This is a genomic window from Sanguibacter biliveldensis (assembly GCF_033798665.1).
GTDB classification, from domain to species: Bacteria; Actinomycetota; Actinomycetes; order Actinomycetales; family Cellulomonadaceae; genus Sanguibacter; species Sanguibacter inulinus.
The window spans coordinates 3,505,475-3,523,136 of the sequence record NZ_CP138359.1 but is presented as its reverse complement, the minus strand read 5'-3'; the positions used below and the strand labels follow the sequence as shown (position 1 = coordinate 3,523,136).

The 17,662-nt window shown below is 71.6% G+C and carries 22 protein-coding genes; all 22 read left to right on the top strand.

From position 1 onward, the window contains the following. Positions 1–98: 98 nt before the first annotated feature. Positions 99–557 (top strand): flagellar export chaperone FliS, encoded by a 459-nt coding sequence (gene fliS, locus SANBI_RS15360; RefSeq protein ID WP_319156554.1) that lies wholly within the window; start codon positions 99–101, stop codon positions 555–557. Then, complete coding sequence (locus SANBI_RS15355) at positions 547–1,026, top strand: hypothetical protein (protein WP_319156552.1); 480 nt, start codon at positions 547–549, stop codon at positions 1,024–1,026. The genes fliS and SANBI_RS15355 overlap by 11 nt, the downstream gene beginning before the upstream one ends. A 136-nt stretch (positions 1,027–1,162) precedes the next feature. After that, on the top strand, positions 1,163–1,504 hold the full coding sequence (flgB, locus tag SANBI_RS15350; protein WP_056128252.1) for a flagellar basal body rod protein FlgB: 342 nt from the start codon (positions 1,163–1,165) through the stop codon (positions 1,502–1,504). Beyond that, positions 1,504–1,908 carry a flagellar basal body rod protein FlgC gene (flgC, locus tag SANBI_RS15345; RefSeq protein ID WP_056128256.1) on the top strand — a complete coding sequence of 135 codons (405 nt, stop codon included), beginning with the start codon at positions 1,504–1,506 and terminating at the stop codon, positions 1,906–1,908. Before flgB ends, flgC begins: the two co-directional genes overlap by 1 nt. Next, a complete protein-coding gene (fliE, locus tag SANBI_RS15340; RefSeq protein WP_056128260.1) occupies positions 1,908–2,249 on the top strand; it encodes a flagellar hook-basal body complex protein FliE in 342 nt (113 codons plus the stop codon). The genes flgC and fliE overlap by 1 nt, the downstream gene beginning before the upstream one ends. Further along, complete coding sequence (fliF, locus tag SANBI_RS15335; protein WP_319156548.1) at positions 2,249–3,847, top strand: flagellar basal-body MS-ring/collar protein FliF; 1,599 nt, start codon at positions 2,249–2,251, stop codon at positions 3,845–3,847. Before fliE ends, fliF begins: the two co-directional genes overlap by 1 nt. Continuing rightward, positions 3,844–4,857, top strand: a complete 1,014-nt coding sequence (gene fliG, locus SANBI_RS15330) for a flagellar motor switch protein FliG (RefSeq protein WP_319156545.1) — start codon at positions 3,844–3,846, stop codon at positions 4,855–4,857. The genes fliF and fliG overlap by 4 nt, the downstream gene beginning before the upstream one ends. After that, positions 4,847–5,506 carry a FliH/SctL family protein gene (locus tag SANBI_RS15325; protein WP_319156541.1) on the top strand — a complete coding sequence of 220 codons (660 nt, stop codon included), beginning with the start codon at positions 4,847–4,849 and terminating at the stop codon, positions 5,504–5,506. The genes fliG and SANBI_RS15325 overlap by 11 nt, the downstream gene beginning before the upstream one ends. Beyond that, positions 5,503–6,897, top strand: a complete 1,395-nt coding sequence (locus SANBI_RS15320) for a FliI/YscN family ATPase (protein ID WP_319156539.1) — start codon at positions 5,503–5,505, stop codon at positions 6,895–6,897. The genes SANBI_RS15325 and SANBI_RS15320 overlap by 4 nt, the downstream gene beginning before the upstream one ends. Further along, the gene (locus tag SANBI_RS15315; RefSeq protein ID WP_319156536.1) at positions 6,894–7,355 is read left to right on the top strand and encodes a flagellar FliJ family protein; all 462 of its coding nucleotides are present in this window, start codon (positions 6,894–6,896) and stop codon (positions 7,353–7,355) included. The genes SANBI_RS15320 and SANBI_RS15315 overlap by 4 nt, the downstream gene beginning before the upstream one ends. Beyond that, the gene (locus SANBI_RS15310; protein WP_319156534.1) at positions 7,352–8,122 is read left to right on the top strand and encodes a C40 family peptidase; all 771 of its coding nucleotides are present in this window, start codon (positions 7,352–7,354) and stop codon (positions 8,120–8,122) included. The genes SANBI_RS15315 and SANBI_RS15310 overlap by 4 nt, the downstream gene beginning before the upstream one ends. Beyond that, on the top strand, positions 8,119–9,648 hold the full coding sequence (locus SANBI_RS15305; RefSeq protein ID WP_319156533.1) for a flagellar hook-length control protein FliK: 1,530 nt from the start codon (positions 8,119–8,121) through the stop codon (positions 9,646–9,648). The genes SANBI_RS15310 and SANBI_RS15305 overlap by 4 nt, the downstream gene beginning before the upstream one ends. Before the next feature lie 11 nt (positions 9,649–9,659). Beyond that, a complete protein-coding gene (locus SANBI_RS15300; protein ID WP_319156530.1) occupies positions 9,660–10,205 on the top strand; it encodes a flagellar hook assembly protein FlgD in 546 nt (181 codons plus the stop codon). A gap of 26 nt (positions 10,206–10,231) precedes the next feature. Then, entirely contained in the window at positions 10,232–11,419 is a 1,188-nt protein-coding gene (locus tag SANBI_RS15295; protein WP_319156528.1) for a flagellar hook protein FlgE, read from the top strand. Between the two features lie 215 nt (positions 11,420–11,634). Continuing rightward, the gene (locus tag SANBI_RS15290; RefSeq protein ID WP_056128283.1) at positions 11,635–11,910 is read left to right on the top strand and encodes a flagellar FlbD family protein; all 276 of its coding nucleotides are present in this window, start codon (positions 11,635–11,637) and stop codon (positions 11,908–11,910) included. Beyond that, positions 11,910–12,686, top strand: coding sequence for a motility protein A (locus SANBI_RS15285; RefSeq protein WP_319156526.1), 777 nt, complete (start codon positions 11,910–11,912; stop codon positions 12,684–12,686). The genes SANBI_RS15290 and SANBI_RS15285 overlap by 1 nt, the downstream gene beginning before the upstream one ends. Continuing rightward, positions 12,683–13,570, top strand: a complete 888-nt coding sequence (locus SANBI_RS15280) for a flagellar motor protein MotB (protein WP_319156524.1) — start codon at positions 12,683–12,685, stop codon at positions 13,568–13,570. Before SANBI_RS15285 ends, SANBI_RS15280 begins: the two co-directional genes overlap by 4 nt. A gap of 7 nt (positions 13,571–13,577) precedes the next feature. Then, positions 13,578–14,084, top strand: a complete 507-nt coding sequence (locus SANBI_RS15275) for a flagellar basal body-associated FliL family protein (RefSeq protein ID WP_319156522.1) — start codon at positions 13,578–13,580, stop codon at positions 14,082–14,084. Between the two features lie 212 nt (positions 14,085–14,296). Then, complete coding sequence (locus SANBI_RS15270) at positions 14,297–15,244, top strand: flagellar motor switch protein FliM (protein ID WP_319156519.1); 948 nt, start codon at positions 14,297–14,299, stop codon at positions 15,242–15,244. After that, on the top strand, positions 15,241–15,984 hold the full coding sequence (gene fliN, locus SANBI_RS15265) for a flagellar motor switch protein FliN (protein ID WP_319156517.1): 744 nt from the start codon (positions 15,241–15,243) through the stop codon (positions 15,982–15,984). The genes SANBI_RS15270 and fliN overlap by 4 nt, the downstream gene beginning before the upstream one ends. Next, positions 15,984–16,745, top strand: coding sequence for a flagellar biosynthetic protein FliO (locus SANBI_RS15260; RefSeq protein ID WP_319156515.1), 762 nt, complete (start codon positions 15,984–15,986; stop codon positions 16,743–16,745). The genes fliN and SANBI_RS15260 overlap by 1 nt, the downstream gene beginning before the upstream one ends. Continuing rightward, complete coding sequence (fliP, locus tag SANBI_RS15255) at positions 16,742–17,659, top strand: flagellar type III secretion system pore protein FliP (protein ID WP_319156513.1); 918 nt, start codon at positions 16,742–16,744, stop codon at positions 17,657–17,659. The genes SANBI_RS15260 and fliP overlap by 4 nt, the downstream gene beginning before the upstream one ends. Positions 17,660–17,662 lie beyond the last annotated feature (3 nt).

Genomic DNA, 17,662 nt, shown 5'->3' with positions numbered 1-17,662 from the left:
CCGACGTCGTCCGTCCCGGTCTGGCACCGGCTGAGATCGTCTGCGGTCGGGCGGTGCAGACTTCTCACACCCTCACCCGGTCTGCCGATGAGGACCGCATGAGCAACATGACGAGCTCCGAAGCACAGCGCGCGCGGTTCCTCAACGACACCGTCCTCAGCGCGAGCCCCGCCCGCCTGCTGACGATGCTGTACGACAGGCTGGTGCTCGACCTGGACCGCGGTGCGAAGGCGCAGACCGCGGGCGACATCCAAGAGGCGAACCGGCAGCTGACCCACGCGCAGGACATCGTCGCCGAGCTCCTCGTGACGCTCGACGCCGACGCCTGGCCCGGCGGTGCTGGCCTCAAGGCCCTGTACTCCCACCTCATCAGCGAGCTCGTGCAGGCCAACGTCACGCACGACGCCGCACGCACCCAGCGCTGCCGCGAGGTCGTCGAGCCGTTGCGCAACGCCTGGCACGAGGCAGCCGCCGAGCTCGGCGGGGCGTCCTCCGCCCGCGCCGAGCTCGCGACCGCCGGCGCGCCGGTGAGCGGCGGTGTGCTCGGTGTCGGCTGACCTGAGCACGCTCCCGGCCGCCTCGCGGCTCGGCGCCGAGCCCTTCCCGTCGCACGCGACCGCGTCGGCACGGTCCGTCGACGAGGCGGCCTGGGAGGACGAGTCGGCCCAGCCTGAGACAGCCGCCGCAGCCGAGCAGCCCGAGGCCGCACTCCCAGAGCAGACCCCGTGGGAGGCCGCGCTCACCCAGATCGAGGACGCCCTCGACGAGGCCGAGGCTCTCGTAGCCCCCGGCTTCCTCTTCGACGAGGTGCAGGTCCCGCGCATCGGGCTCTGGGTCCCGCCGGCAGACCTCGGTCCGCTCCCGGCCGCCCTGGCCGCGCGGGTGACCGAGATCCTCGACCGGCAGAGGGCTCTCGCCCCGCGTGTCGAAGAGGCCGCACGGGCCGCTCGCGCGCACCTCAAGGCCGTCGGTTCCATGCAGACGAACGACACGAGCGCCTCGGTGTACGTCGACGCCGTGGGGTGAAAGAAAAGTCCTCTCACCCGGGGGTGAGAAAACCCTCATGGGTTGCGAGGACCTGACGATAGTGCTTTACGAGCCAGGAAGGCTCGCGCAGGAGGCCATGGATCGGCCGATCAGTCACCATCACGTGGGGATAGTCGTGTTCGATTCAGTGACCTTCGTCGCGCTCAACAGCGCTCTGGACGGCCTTGCCCTGCGCCAGCGGGTGATCGCGAACAACGTCGCGAACATCAACACCCCGAACTACCTCGCGGGCCGTGTCTCCTTCGAGAGCGAGCTCGCCTCCGCGGTACGCCGCGGCACCGGTGCGGCCAAGCCCACCGAGGCCCGCTCCCTCGAGCCCACGCGTCTTGACGGCAACAACGTCAACCTCGACGCGGAGACGTTGCTCAACGTCGACACCAACCTGCGCTACCAGCTGGCCACCCAAGCGGTGGACGGCACCTTCTCGTCCCTCCGAACAGCCATGAGGACCAGCTGATGACAACCTTCGGAGCGATCGGCATCGCCAGCACAGGCATGACCGTCAACCGCAAGTGGCTCGACGCGGTGAGCGACAACCTCGCCAACATCAACACCGTCCGCCCCTCCGACGAGGCGGCCTTCCAGGCCCGCTACGTCGTGGCGAGCGCGGTCGGCTACCCCGAGAACGGCCAGGGCGTCCAGGTCGCCGGCATCGAGCTCGGCAGCGCCGAGGGCCGGATGGTCTACGAGCCCGACCACCCGCTCGCCGACGGCGAGGGCTACGTCAAGTACCCCGAGGTCGACATGGCCGGGCAGATGTCCCAGATGATCATGGCCCAGCGCGGCTACCAGGCGAACGCGTCGGTCGTCGACCGTGCGAAGGCCACCTACGAAGCAGCACTGCAGATCGGACGAGGCTGATGAGCATCCCCGCGATCGAGGGAATCTCCCTCTCCGGCGCCGGTGGCGTCTCGCCGACCGGCTACCTGTCGGGCCCCGACGTCATCGGGGTGCCCAGCACCTCGGGCACCGCCGAGACCTCCAACGCCTTCGGGAACGTCCTCACGGGTGCGGTCTCGAACCTGCAGTCGCTCCAGGACACGTCGAACGCCCTCGCGGTCAAGGCCGTCACGGGTGACCTCGACGACATCCACGACTACACGATCGCCTCGACCGAGGCGAAGGTGACCCTCGAGCTCACCGCCGCCGTCCGCAACAAGGCCGTCGAGGCCTTCTCCGAGATCATGAGGATGCAGGCCTGATGCCGCAGCAGATCACCTCCGCGCTGGGCCGGGTCACCTCGTCCATCCGTGAGTTCACGGTCGCCCAGCGCACCCTCGCGCTCATCGGCCTCGCGGTCGCCGTCGTCGGCGTCGTCGCCCTGAGCATGTGGTTCAACCGTCCCCAGTTCTCCCCGCTCTACACCGACCTCGCGCCGGCCGACGCCAGCGCGATCGTCGACCAGCTCACCACCCAGGGCGTCAAGTACCAGCTGACCAACGGCGGGTCGACGGTCCTGGTCCCGACCGAGTCGGTCTACGACATGCGCCTCAAGGTCGCGGCGAGCGGCATGTCCCCCTCGGCCGACGGCGGCTACTCGCTGCTCGACGACATGGGCATGACCTCCTCGGAGTTCCAGCAGGACGTCACGTACAAGCGCGCCCTCGAGGGCGAGATGGGCAAGACGGTCTCCTCCATGGAGGGTGTCGAGCTCGCGACGGTCAAGCTCGCGATGCCGGCCGAGTCGGTCTTCGTCGACGAGGCGACCGACCCGACGGCGTCGGTCTTCGTCAAGACCCGCTCCGGCGTCACGCTGACCGACGACCAGGTGCAGTCGATCGTCAACCTCGTCTCCGCGAGCGTCGAGGGCATGAAGGCGACCGACGTCGCCGTCATCGACGCCTCGGGCACGGTGCTCTCCGCCGTCGGGACCGGCCTCGCCGCCGGCGGCGCCAACAAGCAGACCGTCGAGTACGAGCAGCGCGTCGCCGACTCGATCCAGTCGATGCTCGAGCCGATCGTCGGGCAGGGCAAGGCCGTCGTCACGGTCACGGCCGACCTCGACTACGACGCGACCGAGCGGACCCAGGAGTCCTTCTCGAGCGCCGAGGGTGTCCTCCCGCTCACCGAGCGCAGCACGACGGAGAACTTCACAGGGACGGGCAACCCCGCGACGGGCGTGCTCGGTCCGGACAACATCCAGGTCCCCGTCGGCGAGGGCGCCGGTGACGGCAGCTACACCAACGAGACCAACGAGGCCAACAACGCCGTCGACAAGCTCACCGAGCACACTGTCACGGCGCCCGGCACGGTCCGTCGTCAGTCGGTCTCCGTGGCCGTCGACGCCGCCGCAGCAGCAGCGGTCGACATGGCCCAGCTGCAGGCGATGGTCTCCTCCGCAGCAGGCTTCGACGAGGCACGCGGCGACGTCGTGACCGTCTCGCAGATGCCCTTCGACACCTCGAGCGCCGAGTCGGCCCAGGCCGCCCTCGACGCCGCCGCGGCAGCCGACGAGGCCGCCGCCCGCAGCCAGATGATGCGGACCCTGATCATCGCCGGTGTCGCGCTCCTCGCGGTGATCCTGCTCGCGATCTTCCTGGCCCGCCGCAACCGCAACCGAGCCGACCCGCGCGAGTCCCTCGACCTCGGCGACCTGCCGATCATGGACGAGCCGCTGGCCCTCGAGCCCGCCGACCTCGACACCCAGCTCCTCGAGCTGCCCGACGTCCCCGAGCTGCCCTCGGCCGAGCAGATCAGCATCGAGCGCAAGCGCAACGACGTGGCCCTCCTCGTCGACGAGCAGCCCGAGCAGGTCGCCGAGCTGCTCCGCGGCTGGATGGACCAGAGGTCCTCCGTATGAGCACCGCGACCCTGACCGGGACCCAGAAGGCCGCCCTCGTCCTCATGCAGATCGGCCGCGACCGTGCGGCCAAGGTGATGGCCCAGCTCGACGAGACGTCGATCGAAGAGCTCACCGCCGAGATCCTGCGCATGGAGCGGGTCGACCGCGACATGGCCGACGAGGTCATCGCCGAGTTCCACGCGGTGACCCTCGGCGGCGGCTCGAGCATCAGCAACGGCGGCCTCGGCTTCGCCCAGCAGCTGCTCGAGGCCTCGATGGGCGGCGTCAAGGCGCAGGAGCTCCTCGACCGTCTCGCCACGAGCATGGCCGGCCAGCCCTTCGAGTTCCTCCAGCAGGCCGACGCCCGCCAGGTCCTCGCGCTCCTCAACGGCGAGCACCCGCAGACGATGGCCCTCGTGCTCGCGCACCTGCGTCCCGAGCACGCCTCGGCGATCCTCGCCGGGCTGCCCAACGAGACCCAGGGCGAGGTCGCGCACCGCATCGCGCTCATGGAGCGTGCCGCGCCCGACGTCGTCATGGTCGTCGCCGACTCCCTCCACAAGAAGGCCTCGGCCGTCCTCACCCCGCGGGAGACCTCAGCCGTGGGTGGTGTCGGTCCTCTCGTCGAGATCATCAACCGCGCCGACCCGGGCACCGAGAAGCTCATCCTCGAAGGACTCGAGACCCGCGACGTCGAGCTCGCCGAAGAGGTGCGCTCGCGCATGTTCGTCTTCGCCGACATCGTGCTGCTCGAAGACCGCGCGCTCCAGCTGGTGCTGCGCGGCGTCGAGTCCGCGAACCTGGCCCTCGCCCTCAAGGGTGCTGGCCCGGGGGAGCGCGACGCCGTGCTCCGGAACCTGTCCGAGCGCGCGAGCGAGAACCTGCTCGAGGAGATCGAGCTGCTCGGTGCCGTCCGCATGTCGCAGGTCGAGGAGGCACGGGCGGAGATCGTCCAGGTCATCCGACGCCTCGAGGAGAGCGGCCAGATCGTCATCCGCCGCGAGGGCGAGGACGAGTATGTGTCCTGACGCCCCCACCTTCGGCTCCGCCAGGCTCACCGTCGTCGAGGACCACCGTGTCCGCGACACCCAGGAGCGCGCCCGCGTGGCTGGCTACGCCGCCGGCTTCGCGGCCGGCAGCCGGGCCGCAGCCGCGGCGACCGAGACGCTGCACCAGCGTCTGGTCGCCGAGGCACGCGCGGCCGAGGCCGCCCGCACCGCCGAGCACGCCGCAGCCGTCGCAGTCCTCAACCGTGCGGCGCAGGGTGCTGCGGCACGGGTGCTCCCGGTCCTCGACGACGCCCGCGGTCTCCTCTACACAGGTGCCGTCGAGCTGGCCCGCGCGGTCCTGGGCACCGAGCTCGCCGACACCGAGCAGTCGGCCCGTGCGGCGCTCGCCCGCGCCCTGGACGTCCCGCACGACGTCCAGGTGCAGACGGTTCGTCTGCACCCCGCCGACCTCGCCGCCGTCAGGGCTGCCGAGAACGCCCGCGGCACGCAGGACCTCCCGTCCCTCGACGGCGTGGTTCTCGTGGCCGACCCCTTGCTGTCCCGCGGCGACGCCGTGAGCACCTTCGAGGGCGGGTTCTTCGACGCCCGCATCGAGGTGGCCTTCACCCGCGCCGTCGAGGCGCTGCGCACGAGCGTCGAGCTCGTCCCCTCGGACGAGCCCCGATGACCGCCGACCTGGCGACCGCCGAGCGGTCCGCGACGACGGCCCCACACCCGACCCCGTCGGCCGCGGCCGCCTGGTCCGGCGTGCTGGGCGCGGCGCGACCCGAGCGGGTCGGCCAGGTCAGCGCGGCCGTCGGTCTGTCCCTCGACGTGGTCGGTCTCGACTGCGCGCTCGGTGACGTCCTCACCCTCGGCGAGAAGGGCCGCGGCTCCTCGCCCGAGTCAGCCTCGATGCTCGCCGAGGTCGTGGCCGTCACCGGGTCGACAGCCCGCTGCATGCCCCTCGGCGCGATGCGCGGCATCCGCCCGGGTCTCCAGGCCCGCACGACAGGTGGCGCGCTCCAGGTCCCCGTCGGCGCTGGTCTGCTGGGCCGCGTCGTGGACGGCCTCGGTCGCCCGCTCGACGGCAAGGGCCCGCTCGTCGGGACGTCCTCCGTGCCGCTCGACGGCAAGGCGCCGCACCCCCTCGAGCGTCAGCGCGTCGCGCAGCCGCTCACCCTCGGCGTGCGCACCCTCGACACCCTCACGACCGTGGGCCGCGGCCAGCGCATGGGCCTGTTCGCAGGCTCAGGTGTCGGCAAGTCGACCCTGCTGTCGATGGTCGCCCGCGGCACCGACGCGGCGATCAGCGTGATCGCCCTCGTCGGCGAGCGTGGTCGTGAGGTCCGCGAGTTCCTCGAGGACGACCTCGGGCCCGAGGGCCTGGCCCGGTCTGTCGTCGTGGTCGCCACCTCCGACGAGCCCGCGCTCGTCCGCCTGCGAGCAGCCTTCGTCGCGACCCGGATCGCCGAGTCCTTCCGCGAGGCCGGCCAGGACGTCGTGCTGATGATGGACTCGCTCACCCGTGTGGCGATGGCCCAGCGCGAGATCGGTCTGTCGGTCGGCGAGCCCCCCGCGACCCGCGGCTACCCGCCCTCCACCTTCTCGGTCCTCGCCGAGCTCCTCGAGCGTGCCGGCACCTCCGCCTGCGGCTCGGTCACGGGCATCTACACGGTCCTGGTCGACGGCGACGACCACAACGAGCCGATCGCCGACGCGGCCCGCTCGATCCTCGACGGCCACGTCGTGCTCGACAGGCGCCTCGCCGTCGCCGGGCACTTCCCGAGCATCGACGCCCTCGGCTCGATCTCGCGCGTGGCGACCCGCGTCACCAGCCCGCAGCAGCGCGCCGACGCGACGGCCCTGCGCAAGGTGATGTCGGCCCGGCGCGCGGTCCAGGACCTCGTGGACGTCGGCGCCTACGTGCAGGGCAGCAACCCGCTCGTCGACGCCGCCCTCGCCCACCAGGGCCAGATCGACGCGTTCCTCCAGCAGGGTGTCGACGAGCCCGCGACGTCCGAGCAGTCCTGGGCTGCGCTCCGCGGCCTGGTGCAGGGCATGGGGGTGGCCGCATGAGCCGCCCCTTCCGCCTCGCCGGTCTGCTGCGCTTCCGCAAGCTGCAGGAAGACCAGGCCGCCGCGGACCTCGCCGTCGCGCACGCCGCGCGCCGGGTCGCCGCCCAGCGTCAGAGCCGGGCCGACGGGGCCCTCGCCGACCACGGCTTCGACCCCGTCGAAGAGGCCGGCGCCTGGTTGTCCTCGGTCGCGACCCGTGCCGCGCTGCGGAGCCTCGCCTCCGAGGCCGGTGCCGCGACCGAGCTCGCCGGCATCGAGGTGACCCGCCGCGAAGACGCCTGGACCCAGACCCGCCGTCAGCTCGTGCCGCTCGAGAAGCTCTCCGAGAAGCACGCCGAGCGCGAGGCTGTCGAAGACCTCCGCCAGGAGCAGATCGTGCTCGACGAGATCGGCTCTCGCACGAAGGGCCCTGAGTCACCCGCAGCGCCCACCACCGACGGAACCCGAGGAGAGTCATGAGCGCCGTCGAGGCGATGGGCCGGATCAGCCAGATCCAGTCGACCATCCGCAGCCTGACCCAGCCGAGCGCCCAGCAGGCGATGGGCGTCGCCGTCCTCGGCTCGGGGACCGCGTCGACCGCGACGTCTGCGGCCGGTGCCTCCCTCGCGACGACGAGCACGACGTCCGCCGTCCAGGCCCTCACCGGCGCCTCGGCGTCGACCGGGACCTCGCAGGACTTCGCGACCCAGCTCGCCGCGCTCTCGGGTGCGGCCGCGGTCGCCCCGACACCCGCGTCGGCCAGCGGACCGACGGGCGCCGACCTCGTGGCCGAGGCCCGCAAGTACGTGGGCGTCCCCTACGTGTGGGGCGGCGCGACCCCGCAGGGGCTCGACTGCTCAGGCCTCGTCAAGCTCTCGCTCTCGGCCCTCGGCGTCGACATGCCGCGCGTCGCCCGCGAGCAGATGACGCAGGGGACCCCCGTGGCCTCCCTCGACCAGGCGGAGCCGGGCGACCTGCTCGTCTTCGACGGCGGCTCGCACATCGGCATCTACCTCGGTGAGGGTCGCATGATCGACGCGCCCAAGCCCGGGGACAGGGTGCGCGAGCGCGACGTCTACGAGACGCCGACGGCCATCCGCCGCGTCCTGCCGACAGCCTCCGAGGCTGCCGCCGCAGCAGCGGCCGCAGCACCCGCCCTCTCGACCGCGGCCCAGGTCGAGCAGCTGCTCGCCAGCAGCGCCGCCGACCGCTCGTCCATGACCGCACTCCTGGGAGATGCCGCATGACCGCCCCGACCACCCTCTCGACGCTCGGCGTCCGCGGCGCCCAGCCGGCCTCAGCGCCGCGCAGCGCGTCGTCGTCCAGCGGCGACGCCTTCGCGGCTGCGCTCAGCCGCTCGCAGACCGACAGGGCCGCCGACCAGCGACGCCCCGCCCAGCGCCCGGTCGAGCGACCCGAGCCCGTGCAGCCCCGCAGGCTCGAGGCCGTGCAGCCGCGCCGCAGCGAGCTCTCGACGGACCGTGGACCCTCGACGCTCCAGCGCGAGCGCCCGGGGCACGACCTCGGCATGCCGAAGCCTCGGACGCCCGGGGCCGGGACGACGCGGTCGACGGAGTCGTCCGCGGGGACGTCCGCGTCCGGCAGCACGACCGGCGCCACGGCACCGGCCGGCGACGCGACATCGACAGGAGCGACGGCCCCGACCGACGCCGCGCCTACCGCCGATGCCACGAGCGAGACCGTCGCCCCGGTGACGGTCCCGGCCGTGCCGGCTGACGCCGCCACGCTGCTCGCCCAGCAGCTCGCCGCGGCCGGGGCTGTCGTGGTCGCCGACCCGCAGGCGTCGGCCGCAGCGCCGGCTGCGCCGACCGGAGCCGAGACCGACGCGACGACCCAGGTCCCGGCTGTCCAGGCAGCGCCGGTACCCGGTGCTGCTGCGGCCCAGGCCGCTGCTGCTGTCGACCAGCAGGCGCCCTCCGCGCCGGCCGCCGACCAGCAGGTCACGTCGTCCGCCCCGGCTGCCGCCCAGGCTGGAGCCGCGGCGGGAGGTGTCGCCGGAGAGACCACGACGACCGCTCGTCCCGGGACCCCGGCTGCCGCCGGGGCAGACACGGCCGCAGCGCGCGGTGCTGTGGCGGCGACCGCGACCGACGCGTCGTCCGCGCAGGGCGCCGACCTGTCGCAGGGCGGCTCCGGCTCGGCCTCGACCGAGACCGCAGCCGGTGGCGCTGCCGCCGCAGCCCCGGTGGCCGCGAGCCCGACCTCCTCGACGAGCACGTTCTCCCAGACTCTCGCCGGGCTCACGCCGACGGCTCCGGGGGAGCGGGTCGCCGCAGCACCCCAGGTCCCGGTGGCCGCCCAGGCACCGTCCCTCGCCGAGCAGGTCCGTGGACCTCTCGTCGCGCTGCGCCACGCGGCCCCCGGCGAGCACACGCTCACCCTGCAGGTCACGCCCGACAGCCTCGGACCCGTCCAGGTGAAGGCGCACATCGGCGCGGCGGGCGTGCGCATCGAGCTCCTCGGTGCGACGGACGCGGGCCGCGAAGGCCTGCGCGCGCTGCTCACCGACCTGCGCCGCGACCTCGCGGGCACAGGCATGAACGCCTCGCTCACCCTCGCCGGTGACTCCGACAGGTCGCAGGGCGGCCTCGCCGGCGACTGGGGCGCAGGCCAGCAGGGCACCCGCGGCGGGAACGGCAGCGCCGGCACCCGCGCCGAGCACACAGCCGCTCTGGCGGCTGCTCCGCTCCCCGAGACCACCCGACCCACGACCCCGACCACTGGCGCCCTCGGCGTCGACGTCCTGACCTGAGGAGAACGCCGATGCCCATCGACACCACCATGACCACCCCGGTCGACACCACGTCCGTGAAGAACGCGCAGGGTCTGCACGCCGGGGCCAACGGCGCGAGCACGTCGAAGAAGTCCCTCGACAACGAGACCTTCATGACGCTGCTCGTCGCCCAGCTGAAGTACCAGGACCCGAGCTCGCCCATGGACACCACCGAGATGATGGCGCAGACCACGCAGCTGGCCAGCATGGAGAAGCTCACCACCATGACGGACACCATCGCGGAGAGCTTCGCCCTCCAGATGCGTGACACCGCCGCCACCCTCCTCGGCAAGCAGGTGAGCTACACGCAGGCCGACGGGACCGTGAAGTCCGGCGTCGCCGAGTCGGTCTCCTACAAGTACCACGTCCCGATGGTCGTCGTCGACGGGGTCGAGGTCACCCTCGACGCCGTCCAGACGGTCCGCACCGCCGGCAGCACGCCCGTCGTGCCGCCGGCACCCACGACGCCGGCCGACCCCGACGACGACACCGCAGCACCGGGGACGCCGACCGCCCCCGCCACAGCCTCCGCCTAGTCCGTACATCCCGAAGGGAACTTCTCATGCTCCGCTCGCTCTTCTCCGGCATCTCCGGGCTCCGCACCCACCAGACCATGCTCGACGTCACCGGCAACAACATCGCCAACGTCAACACCACGGGCTTCAAGGCCTCGCAGACGCAGTTCAAGGACACCCTGTCCCAGGTGCTCACCAACGCCGGTGGCGCCCAGGGTGGCGTCGGTGGCACCAACCCGGCGCAGGTCGGTCTCGGCGTGCAGCTCGCCGGTGTCACCACGAACTTCCAGCAGGGTGCCGCGCAGGTCACCAACCGCTCGACGGACATGATGATCTCGGGCGACGGGTTCTTCGTGGTGTCCAAGAACGGCGAGAACTTCTACACCCGTTCTGGCGCCTTCGACTTCGACGCCAACGGCAACCTCGTCACCGCCGAGGGTGCGCTCGTCCAGGGCTGGGCGGCCGTCGACGGGGCTGTCGACCCGAACGGTCCGCTCGCGCCGCTGCGCCTGCCCACCTCGGTCCTCAACCCGGCGAGCGCGACCACGAAGGTCGGCTTCGACGGTAACCTGCCCTCCGACGCCGCGCTGGGAACGGTGCTCAACCGCGACGTCGAGGTCTACGACGCCCTCGGCAACGCCCGCACCATCACGCTGTCCTTCACGCAGTCGGCCGGCGCCGCCCCGGCAGCCCCCAACCGCTGGATGCTCACCACCTCCGACGGTGGCGCAGCCCAGCCCGTCGCCTTCAACGCCGACGGCACGCTCGCCTCGCCCGGCACCGTGACGGTCGACGGCGTCGCGGTCTCCCTCGCCGACGTCACGGGCTTCGCCAAGCTCACGAGCATCGAGACGGCCTCCAAGGACGGTCAGCGCGCCGGCAGCCTGCAGTCCTTCACGATCAACGCCGACGGCACGATCATCGGTGCGTTCTCCAACGGCCTGAAGTCGCCCGTCGGCCGCATCGCCCTGGGCACCTTCGCCAACCCTGTCGGTCTCGAGAAGGCCGGTGGCTCGCTCTACACGACCACGGTCAACTCGGGCGAGGCCGCGATCGGCACCGCCGGAGCCGGTGGCCGCGGTTCCCTCGTCGGTGGTGCGCTCGAGATGTCGAACGTCGACCTCTCGCAGGAGTTCACCAACCTCATCATCGCCCAGCGTGGTTTCCAGGCGAACTCGCGTGTCATCACCACCTCGGACGAGCTGCTCCAGGAGCTCGTCAACCTCAAGCGCTGACACCGGCGCAGGCGTCCGCGCCTGCACTGCTCGCCCGCGCCCGCACGCATGCCCGTCCGTCCGCCCACGCGGGCGGGCGGGCGTCGCTGCGGGCTCGCCCAGGATCTCCCAGCAGCACCCCCCGCAAAGCCTCATACCCCGTGGTCACCCGCCGAAGAGATCTGTGACGGGTTCATGGACGGACCTCTAGCAGCACCCCACGGACGGATGAACAAGTGATAGTCGTGACGCGCCTCAACGGGCCGCCCTTCGCGGTCAACCCTGACCTCGTGCAGCGCATCGACAGCGCCCCCGACACGATCCTCACCCTCGTCGACGGCACCAAGTTCATCGTCCAGGAGTCCATGGCCGAGGTCATCGAGCTGGTCAACGACCACCGCTCCCACATGATCGCCCGCGCCCAGCAGATCCAGCAGGCAGAGCTCTCAGAGCCGCCGACGACCCGCCCGGACCTGGCGCTGGTGAAGAAGATCTCAGAGGAGGACTCCTGATGGATCCGGCAACCCTGCTCGGCATCGGTATCGCTCTCGGCTCGATCCTCGCGATGATCATCCTCGAGGGCGCGAGCCCGATGGCCGTCCTCCTCCCGGCCCCGATGATCCTCGTCTTCGGCGGGTCCTTCGCCGTGGCCCTCGCGGGCGGGACCCTGAAGGACACGATCGGTGGCCTCAAGTCCCTGCCCAAGGCGTTCCTCGGCAAGGCCAAGACCTCCGCCGACTCGATCGACACGATCGTCACGCTGGCCGAGAAGGCTCGACGCGAGGGTCTGCTGTCCCTCGAGGAGGCAGCCCGCGACATCGACGACGAGTTCCTCAAGAGCGGCCTGCGCTCCGCGATCGACGGCACCGACCCCGAAGACCTCCGGGCCCTCCTCGAAGACCGGATCCACTCCAAGCGGGTCTCGGACAAGACGTCGTACAAGTTCTTCCACGACATGGGCGGCTACGCGCCGACCATCGGCATCGTCGGCACGGTCATCTCGCTCGTCCACGTGCTCGAGAACCTCTCGAACCCTGACGAGCTCGGCCACATGATCGCCGCGGCCTTCGTCGCGACCCTCTGGGGCATCCTCTCGGCCAACGTCCTGTGGCTGCCGATCGGCAACCGCCTCAAGCGGCTGTCCGAGCTCGAGTGCAGCCAGATGGAGATCGTCCTCGAGGGACTCCTCTCCGTCCAGGCCGGTGCCAACCCGCGCCTGGTGGGTGAGCGCCTGCGGAGCCTGCTGCCGCTGAGCGAGCAGCAGCAGGTCGAGAAGGAAGCCGCGTGAGCAGCGGCGGCGGGAAGAAGCGCGGCAAGAAGGAGCTCGAGGAGGAGCACGAGGACGCCGAGCGGTGGCTCGTGAGCTACGCCGACATGATGACGGTCCTCGTGGCGCTGTTCATCGTGCTGTACGCGATCAGCCAGGTCGACGAGGTCAAGTACGACCAGCTGCGCCAGTCGCTCGCCGCAGGCTTCAACGCCCCGCAGGTGTCGATCCTGTCCGACGGTGCCGGTGTCCTCACCGACAACCCGACCGAGGCCGTGGTCCCGGCGGTCGACAAGATCATCCCGTCGACGGTCGACGAGTCCACCTCCGGTGACGGGGGAGAGGCTGCCGGAGAGGGTGAGGCAGCCTCGGACGCCGACATCGCCGCAGCGCGCGTGGAGTACCAGAGCTTCGAAGAGCTCGCGAAGTCCATCGACACCGCGCTCGCCGCCGGTGGCATGGAGGGCGTGGTGCAGTTCCGGATCGACGAGCGCGGACTGGTCATCGGCATGATCACCGACGAGGTGTTCTTCGCCTCGGAGAGCGCGGTCCTCACACCGACCTCGCAGTCCGTCGTGGACACCATGACGCCGTTCTTGGTGCCGCTGCCCAACGAGATCTCGATCGAGGGCCACGCGGACTCGGTCCCCACAGCCCGTTACGCGTCCAACTGGGAGCTGTCCTCGGACCGCGCGACCCAGGTGCTGCGTCGCATGGTCGAGTCTGACGGCATGCCGGCCCCCCGGGTCTCCGCCGTCGGCTACGGCGACTCTCGCCCGCTCCAGCCCAACGAGACCGCGGAGGGCCTGACCGCCAACCGTCGTGTCGACCTCGTCGTCCTCAGCGACGAGCCCGAGCGCATCCGTGCGCTCCTCCCCATCGTCCCGACCCTTCCCGAAGGCTGAGCCCGCCATGCCCATCGAACAGCGCGTGATGAACGCGCCCCAGCGTCCAGGCGCCGCCGCGTCCGGCGGCGGCATCAAGCCGAAGGCCGAGGCGGCTGCCCCCGAGGAGACCCCGAAGAAGAGCAAGAAGAAGCTCTTCGTCATCGTCGGCATCGCCGTCGTGGTCCTCGCCGCGGCCGCCTACTACTTCCTCGTCATGTCGAAGGGCGGCGAGGCCGCCGAGCCCGCCCCCGAGCCCGGCGAGGTCTTCACAGTCGAGGCGATGAGCATCAACCTCGCCGACGGCCACTACCTGCGTCTCGGCTTCGGCCTCCAGCTGACCCTCGAGGCCCACGAGCTCGACGCCGCGAAGGCTCGAGACGCCGCGATCGCCCTCTACTCCGGCAAGTCCGTGGCAGAGGTCACCGACCCCGCGACCCGCGACACGCTGAAGGACCAGCTCGCGACGTCGCTCGAGACGCTCTACGAGGGCGAGGTGATGGGCGTCTACCTGACGGACTACGTCACCCAGTGAGGTGACCAGTGACCGGCACGGATGCCGGTGAGTCGGGGCGCCATGGAGGGCGCCACACGACCCTCGTGCTTCTCGTGGACGCATCGCGTGCACGACGAGGGGAGGAACGCAGCACCTGCGGGACGGACGCCCACGAGGGGCCCCGGACCGCAACCTGAGAAGTTCTTTTCACCCGGTGCCTGCTTTTCCTCATACCCGCGCTGGACGAGCCGATGGTGCTCTTCGTGACGGTCCAGGACAAGACGCGCCCCGCTGTGCGCCGACAGCGCCCAGCCCAGCCCGAGGCGTACGACTTCAGACGCCCGATGACGCTCGCCCGCGAGCACGGCCGAGCCTTCGAGATGGCCTTCGAGACCTTCGCCCGTCAGTGGGGCACCCAGCTCACCTCGCGCCTGCGCGTGATGGTCGGCGTGGGGCTCGACGGGGTCGAGATGGTCTCCTACGACGAGTACGTCCGCAGGCTCCCCACCCACACCACGATGGTGCTGTGCAGCATCGAGACCACGCGCTCGACAGCAGTGCTCCAGGTGGCCTCGGAGACCTCGATGCTCTGGGTCGACTACGTGCTCGGCGGCCCCGGCCTGATCCGTGAAGAGCTCCCGCGCGAGCTCACCGAGATCGAGACCACGCTCATCACGGACATGCTGTCCGGTGCGCTGGCCGACCTGCGCTACGCCTTCGTGGCAGTGGTCCCGCTCGACGTCCGCGTCAAGGGGATCCAGTACAACCCGCAGTTCGTGCAGGCCGCCCCGACGTCGGAGGCCGTGATCGTCGCGACCTTCACGCTGACCATCGCCGAGCGCCCCACGACCGCGACCCTCATGATCCCCGCCGACGTGCTGCTCGCCCCGCTGCGTGCGGGGGAGGGGGTCGTCCAGCGCAGCAAGGACGAGCTCGCCGAGGCCGCGGACGCGAGCGACCGCCTGCACCGCACCATGAGCACGGTCCCCGTCGACGTGTCCGTGCGGATGCGCCCGGTGACCGTCCACCCGCGCGACGTCGTCAACCTCACGGTCGGCGAGGTCATCCACCTGAACCACCCCGTGTCCCGCCCCCTCGACGTGGTGGTGGACGGCATCGTCCTCGCCCGCGGGGTCGCAGGGAACAACGGACGACAACTCGCCTGCAAGATCGTGGACGCTGAAGGAGAAGACCGATGAACACCGCAGACGCACAGGCTGCCGAGGCCGCAGAGCTGGTCCGGGCCGCCGCCGAGGCGCTCGCGCGCCTCGTCCCCTCCGACGTGCCGCTCGTCGTGACCCCCTGCGAGCCCGGAACGGGCCCCGGGGCCGACGAGGTCGCCGTGACGGCGTCGCTCGTGGGCACCCGCAGCGCCGACCTCGCCGTGATCGCCAAGACCGCGATCGAAGAGGCGCTCTCGGGCGCCGGCGCGGGTGCGCTCGTGTCGGTCGCCGACGCGCTGCGCCCGGCCCTCGAGGCCGCAGCCTCGACCCTCGGCGAGGGTGTCCTCGGCGAGGCGCAGATCCGTGACGCCGGGACGGCCTTCGGTGCCCAGGACGTGCACGTCTTCGCCCTCGAGGCCGCGGGTGTCGTCCGTGGCTGGTTCGGCCTGCGCCTGCGCGCCGACCAGGACGTCGTCCCGGCAGCCCCCGCCGGCGCATCCGGTGCGGGCAAGGGCGCCTCGGTCGGCGACAACCTGCGCCTCCTCTACGACGTCGAGATGACGCTCTCCGCCGAGATCGGCCGCGCCAAGCTGCCCGTCCGCCAGGTGCTCGAGCTCGTCCCGGGTGCTGTCATCGAGCTCGACCGCGTCGCAGGCAGCCCGGCCGACCTCATGGTCAACGGCCGCCTCATCGCCCGCGGCGAGGTCGTCGTCATCGACGAGGACTACGGTCTGCGCATCACCGAGATCGTCGACCTCGCCGAGGCCTCCGCCTGATGGACACCGCCGTCCTCGCGCTGCGCACCGTGCTCGCCCTCGTCGTGGTCGTCGGCCTCGTCGTGGTCCTGGGCCGGGTGCTCGACGACCGCGCCGCCGGGCGCACGCAGGACGGCATCGTGTCCCGTCTCCTCTCGCCCTTCAGGGCGCTGCTGCCCGGCCGGTCCGCCGCGCCGAAGCAGCGCCGTCGGCCCGCCCCCGTGCTCACCGTCGTCGGTCGTCAGGGCCTGGGTCCCAAGGCGAGCGTCGCTGTCGTCGACGTCGGCGACCAGCGTCTGGTCCTCGGCGTGAGCGAGGCCGGCGTCACGCTCCTCACGTCGATGCAGGCCCCGGCCGTCGAGGTCGAGCCTGTCGAGGTCGTCGAGGCTGTCCCGACCGCCGCGACGTCCCTCGTGAAGCGCGGCGCCACGCCCGGCACGGCACCTGTCGTCACGTCTGACACAGCTCCTGTCGTCGCGGCCGGCACGCCCACGCCTTCGTCCAGGCCCACGTCCGTCGAGCCTGCGGCCCCTGTCGCCTTCGACGAGGTCTTCGCCGGGATCGTCGCCCAGCAGCCCGAGGGTGCGCAGGACGCCACGGCAGGTCTCGCACCTGTCGCCTCGGACGCGACAGCGACCGAGCCCGTCGCCGCACAGCTCACCGGCACGCAGCCCACGGGCACGGCTGCGCCGGTCTCGACCAGCCTCGTCGCCGGTTCTGTCCTGTCTCCTGCGACGTGGCGGCAGGCCGTCAGCGCCGTGCAGTCGCGGACCCGGCGGTGACCGCCGCCGCGGGCCGTCGCCCGCTGCGGCTGCTGGTCCTCGCGCTCCTCGCCCTCGTGCTCACGGTGCTCACCGTCGCCGGGGCGACACTCACGGCAGGTCCGGCCTCGGCCGCGACGCCTGTCCAGCGCGCGCAGAGCGTCGCCGTGACCGCGGTGCTGCCCGCCCAGCCGGGCGACCCGCTGGCACCCGGTGACCCGGCGGCCCCGGGCGACCCGATCGCCCCTGTCGACCCCGTCGCCCCGGCACCCGGTGTCGTGACCGTCGACCTCGACGGCACCTCGACGACCCCGAGCAGCTCGATCGTCGTGCTCCTGGGCATCACCCTGCTGTCGGTCGCCCCGTCGCTGCTGCTCATGATGACCAGCTTCACCAAGATCTTCGTGGTGCTCGCGCTGACCCGCAACGCCCTCGGGCTCACCGGCGTCCCGCCGAACCAGGTGCTCGCAGGCCTCGCGCTCTTCCTCTCGCTGTTCATCATGGCGCCGATCATCAGCCAGGTGAACGAGCTCGGCGTGCAGCCCTACGTCAACGGCGGGCTCGACTTCAGCGCCGCCGTCGAGGCCGGCTCTGCCCCGCTGCGCGAGTTCATGCTCGGTCAGACCCGTGAAGAAGACATCGCGCTGATGACCCGGGCGGCCGACCAGCCGAACCCGACCGACGCCGCGTCGGTCCCGATGCTCACGCTCATCCCGTCCTTCATGCTCTCCGAGCTCCGGGCCGCGTTCATCATCGGCTTCGTCATCTTCATCCCGTTCCTGGTGATCGACCTCGTGGTCTCGTCCGCCCTGATGTCCATGGGCATGATGATGCTGCCGCCCGTGATGATCTCGCTGCCGTTCAAGATCCTGCTCTTCGTCCTCATCGACGGCTGGGGCATGATCATCACGGCCCTCGTCGGAAGCTACGGGTAGCGG

Excerpts from the sequence above, each read along its gene's own strand:
- fliE (WP_056128260.1), top strand. The coding sequence starts at position 1,908 with ATGAGCATCCCCGCGATCGAGGGAATCTCCCTCTCCGGCGCCGGTGGC.
- fliG (WP_319156545.1), top strand. The coding sequence starts at position 3,844 with ATGAGCACCGCGACCCTGACCGGGACCCAGAAGGCCGCCCTCGTCCTC.
- SANBI_RS15325 (WP_319156541.1), top strand. The coding sequence starts at position 4,847 with ATGTGTCCTGACGCCCCCACCTTCGGCTCCGCCAGGCTCACCGTCGTC.
- SANBI_RS15305 (WP_319156533.1), top strand. The coding sequence starts at position 8,119 with ATGACCGCCCCGACCACCCTCTCGACGCTCGGCGTCCGCGGCGCCCAG.
- SANBI_RS15315 (WP_319156536.1), top strand. The coding sequence starts at position 6,894 with ATGAGCCGCCCCTTCCGCCTCGCCGGTCTGCTGCGCTTCCGCAAGCTG.
- SANBI_RS15320 (WP_319156539.1), top strand. The coding sequence starts at position 5,503 with ATGACCGCCGACCTGGCGACCGCCGAGCGGTCCGCGACGACGGCCCCA.
- fliF (WP_319156548.1), top strand. The coding sequence starts at position 2,249 with ATGCCGCAGCAGATCACCTCCGCGCTGGGCCGGGTCACCTCGTCCATC.
- flgC (WP_056128256.1), top strand. The coding sequence starts at position 1,504 with ATGACAACCTTCGGAGCGATCGGCATCGCCAGCACAGGCATGACCGTC.
- fliS (WP_319156554.1), top strand. The coding sequence starts at position 99 with ATGAGCAACATGACGAGCTCCGAAGCACAGCGCGCGCGGTTCCTCAAC.
- SANBI_RS15310 (WP_319156534.1), top strand. The coding sequence starts at position 7,352 with ATGAGCGCCGTCGAGGCGATGGGCCGGATCAGCCAGATCCAGTCGACC.
- fliN (WP_319156517.1), top strand. The coding sequence starts at position 15,241 with ATGAACACCGCAGACGCACAGGCTGCCGAGGCCGCAGAGCTGGTCCGG.
- SANBI_RS15270 (WP_319156519.1), top strand. The coding sequence starts at position 14,297 with ATGGTGCTCTTCGTGACGGTCCAGGACAAGACGCGCCCCGCTGTGCGC.
- SANBI_RS15275 (WP_319156522.1), top strand. The coding sequence starts at position 13,578 with ATGCCCATCGAACAGCGCGTGATGAACGCGCCCCAGCGTCCAGGCGCC.
- SANBI_RS15300 (WP_319156530.1), top strand. The coding sequence starts at position 9,660 with ATGCCCATCGACACCACCATGACCACCCCGGTCGACACCACGTCCGTG.
- SANBI_RS15260 (WP_319156515.1), top strand. The coding sequence starts at position 15,984 with ATGGACACCGCCGTCCTCGCGCTGCGCACCGTGCTCGCCCTCGTCGTG.
- SANBI_RS15285 (WP_319156526.1), top strand. The coding sequence starts at position 11,910 with ATGGATCCGGCAACCCTGCTCGGCATCGGTATCGCTCTCGGCTCGATC.
- SANBI_RS15295 (WP_319156528.1), top strand. The coding sequence starts at position 10,232 with ATGCTCCGCTCGCTCTTCTCCGGCATCTCCGGGCTCCGCACCCACCAG.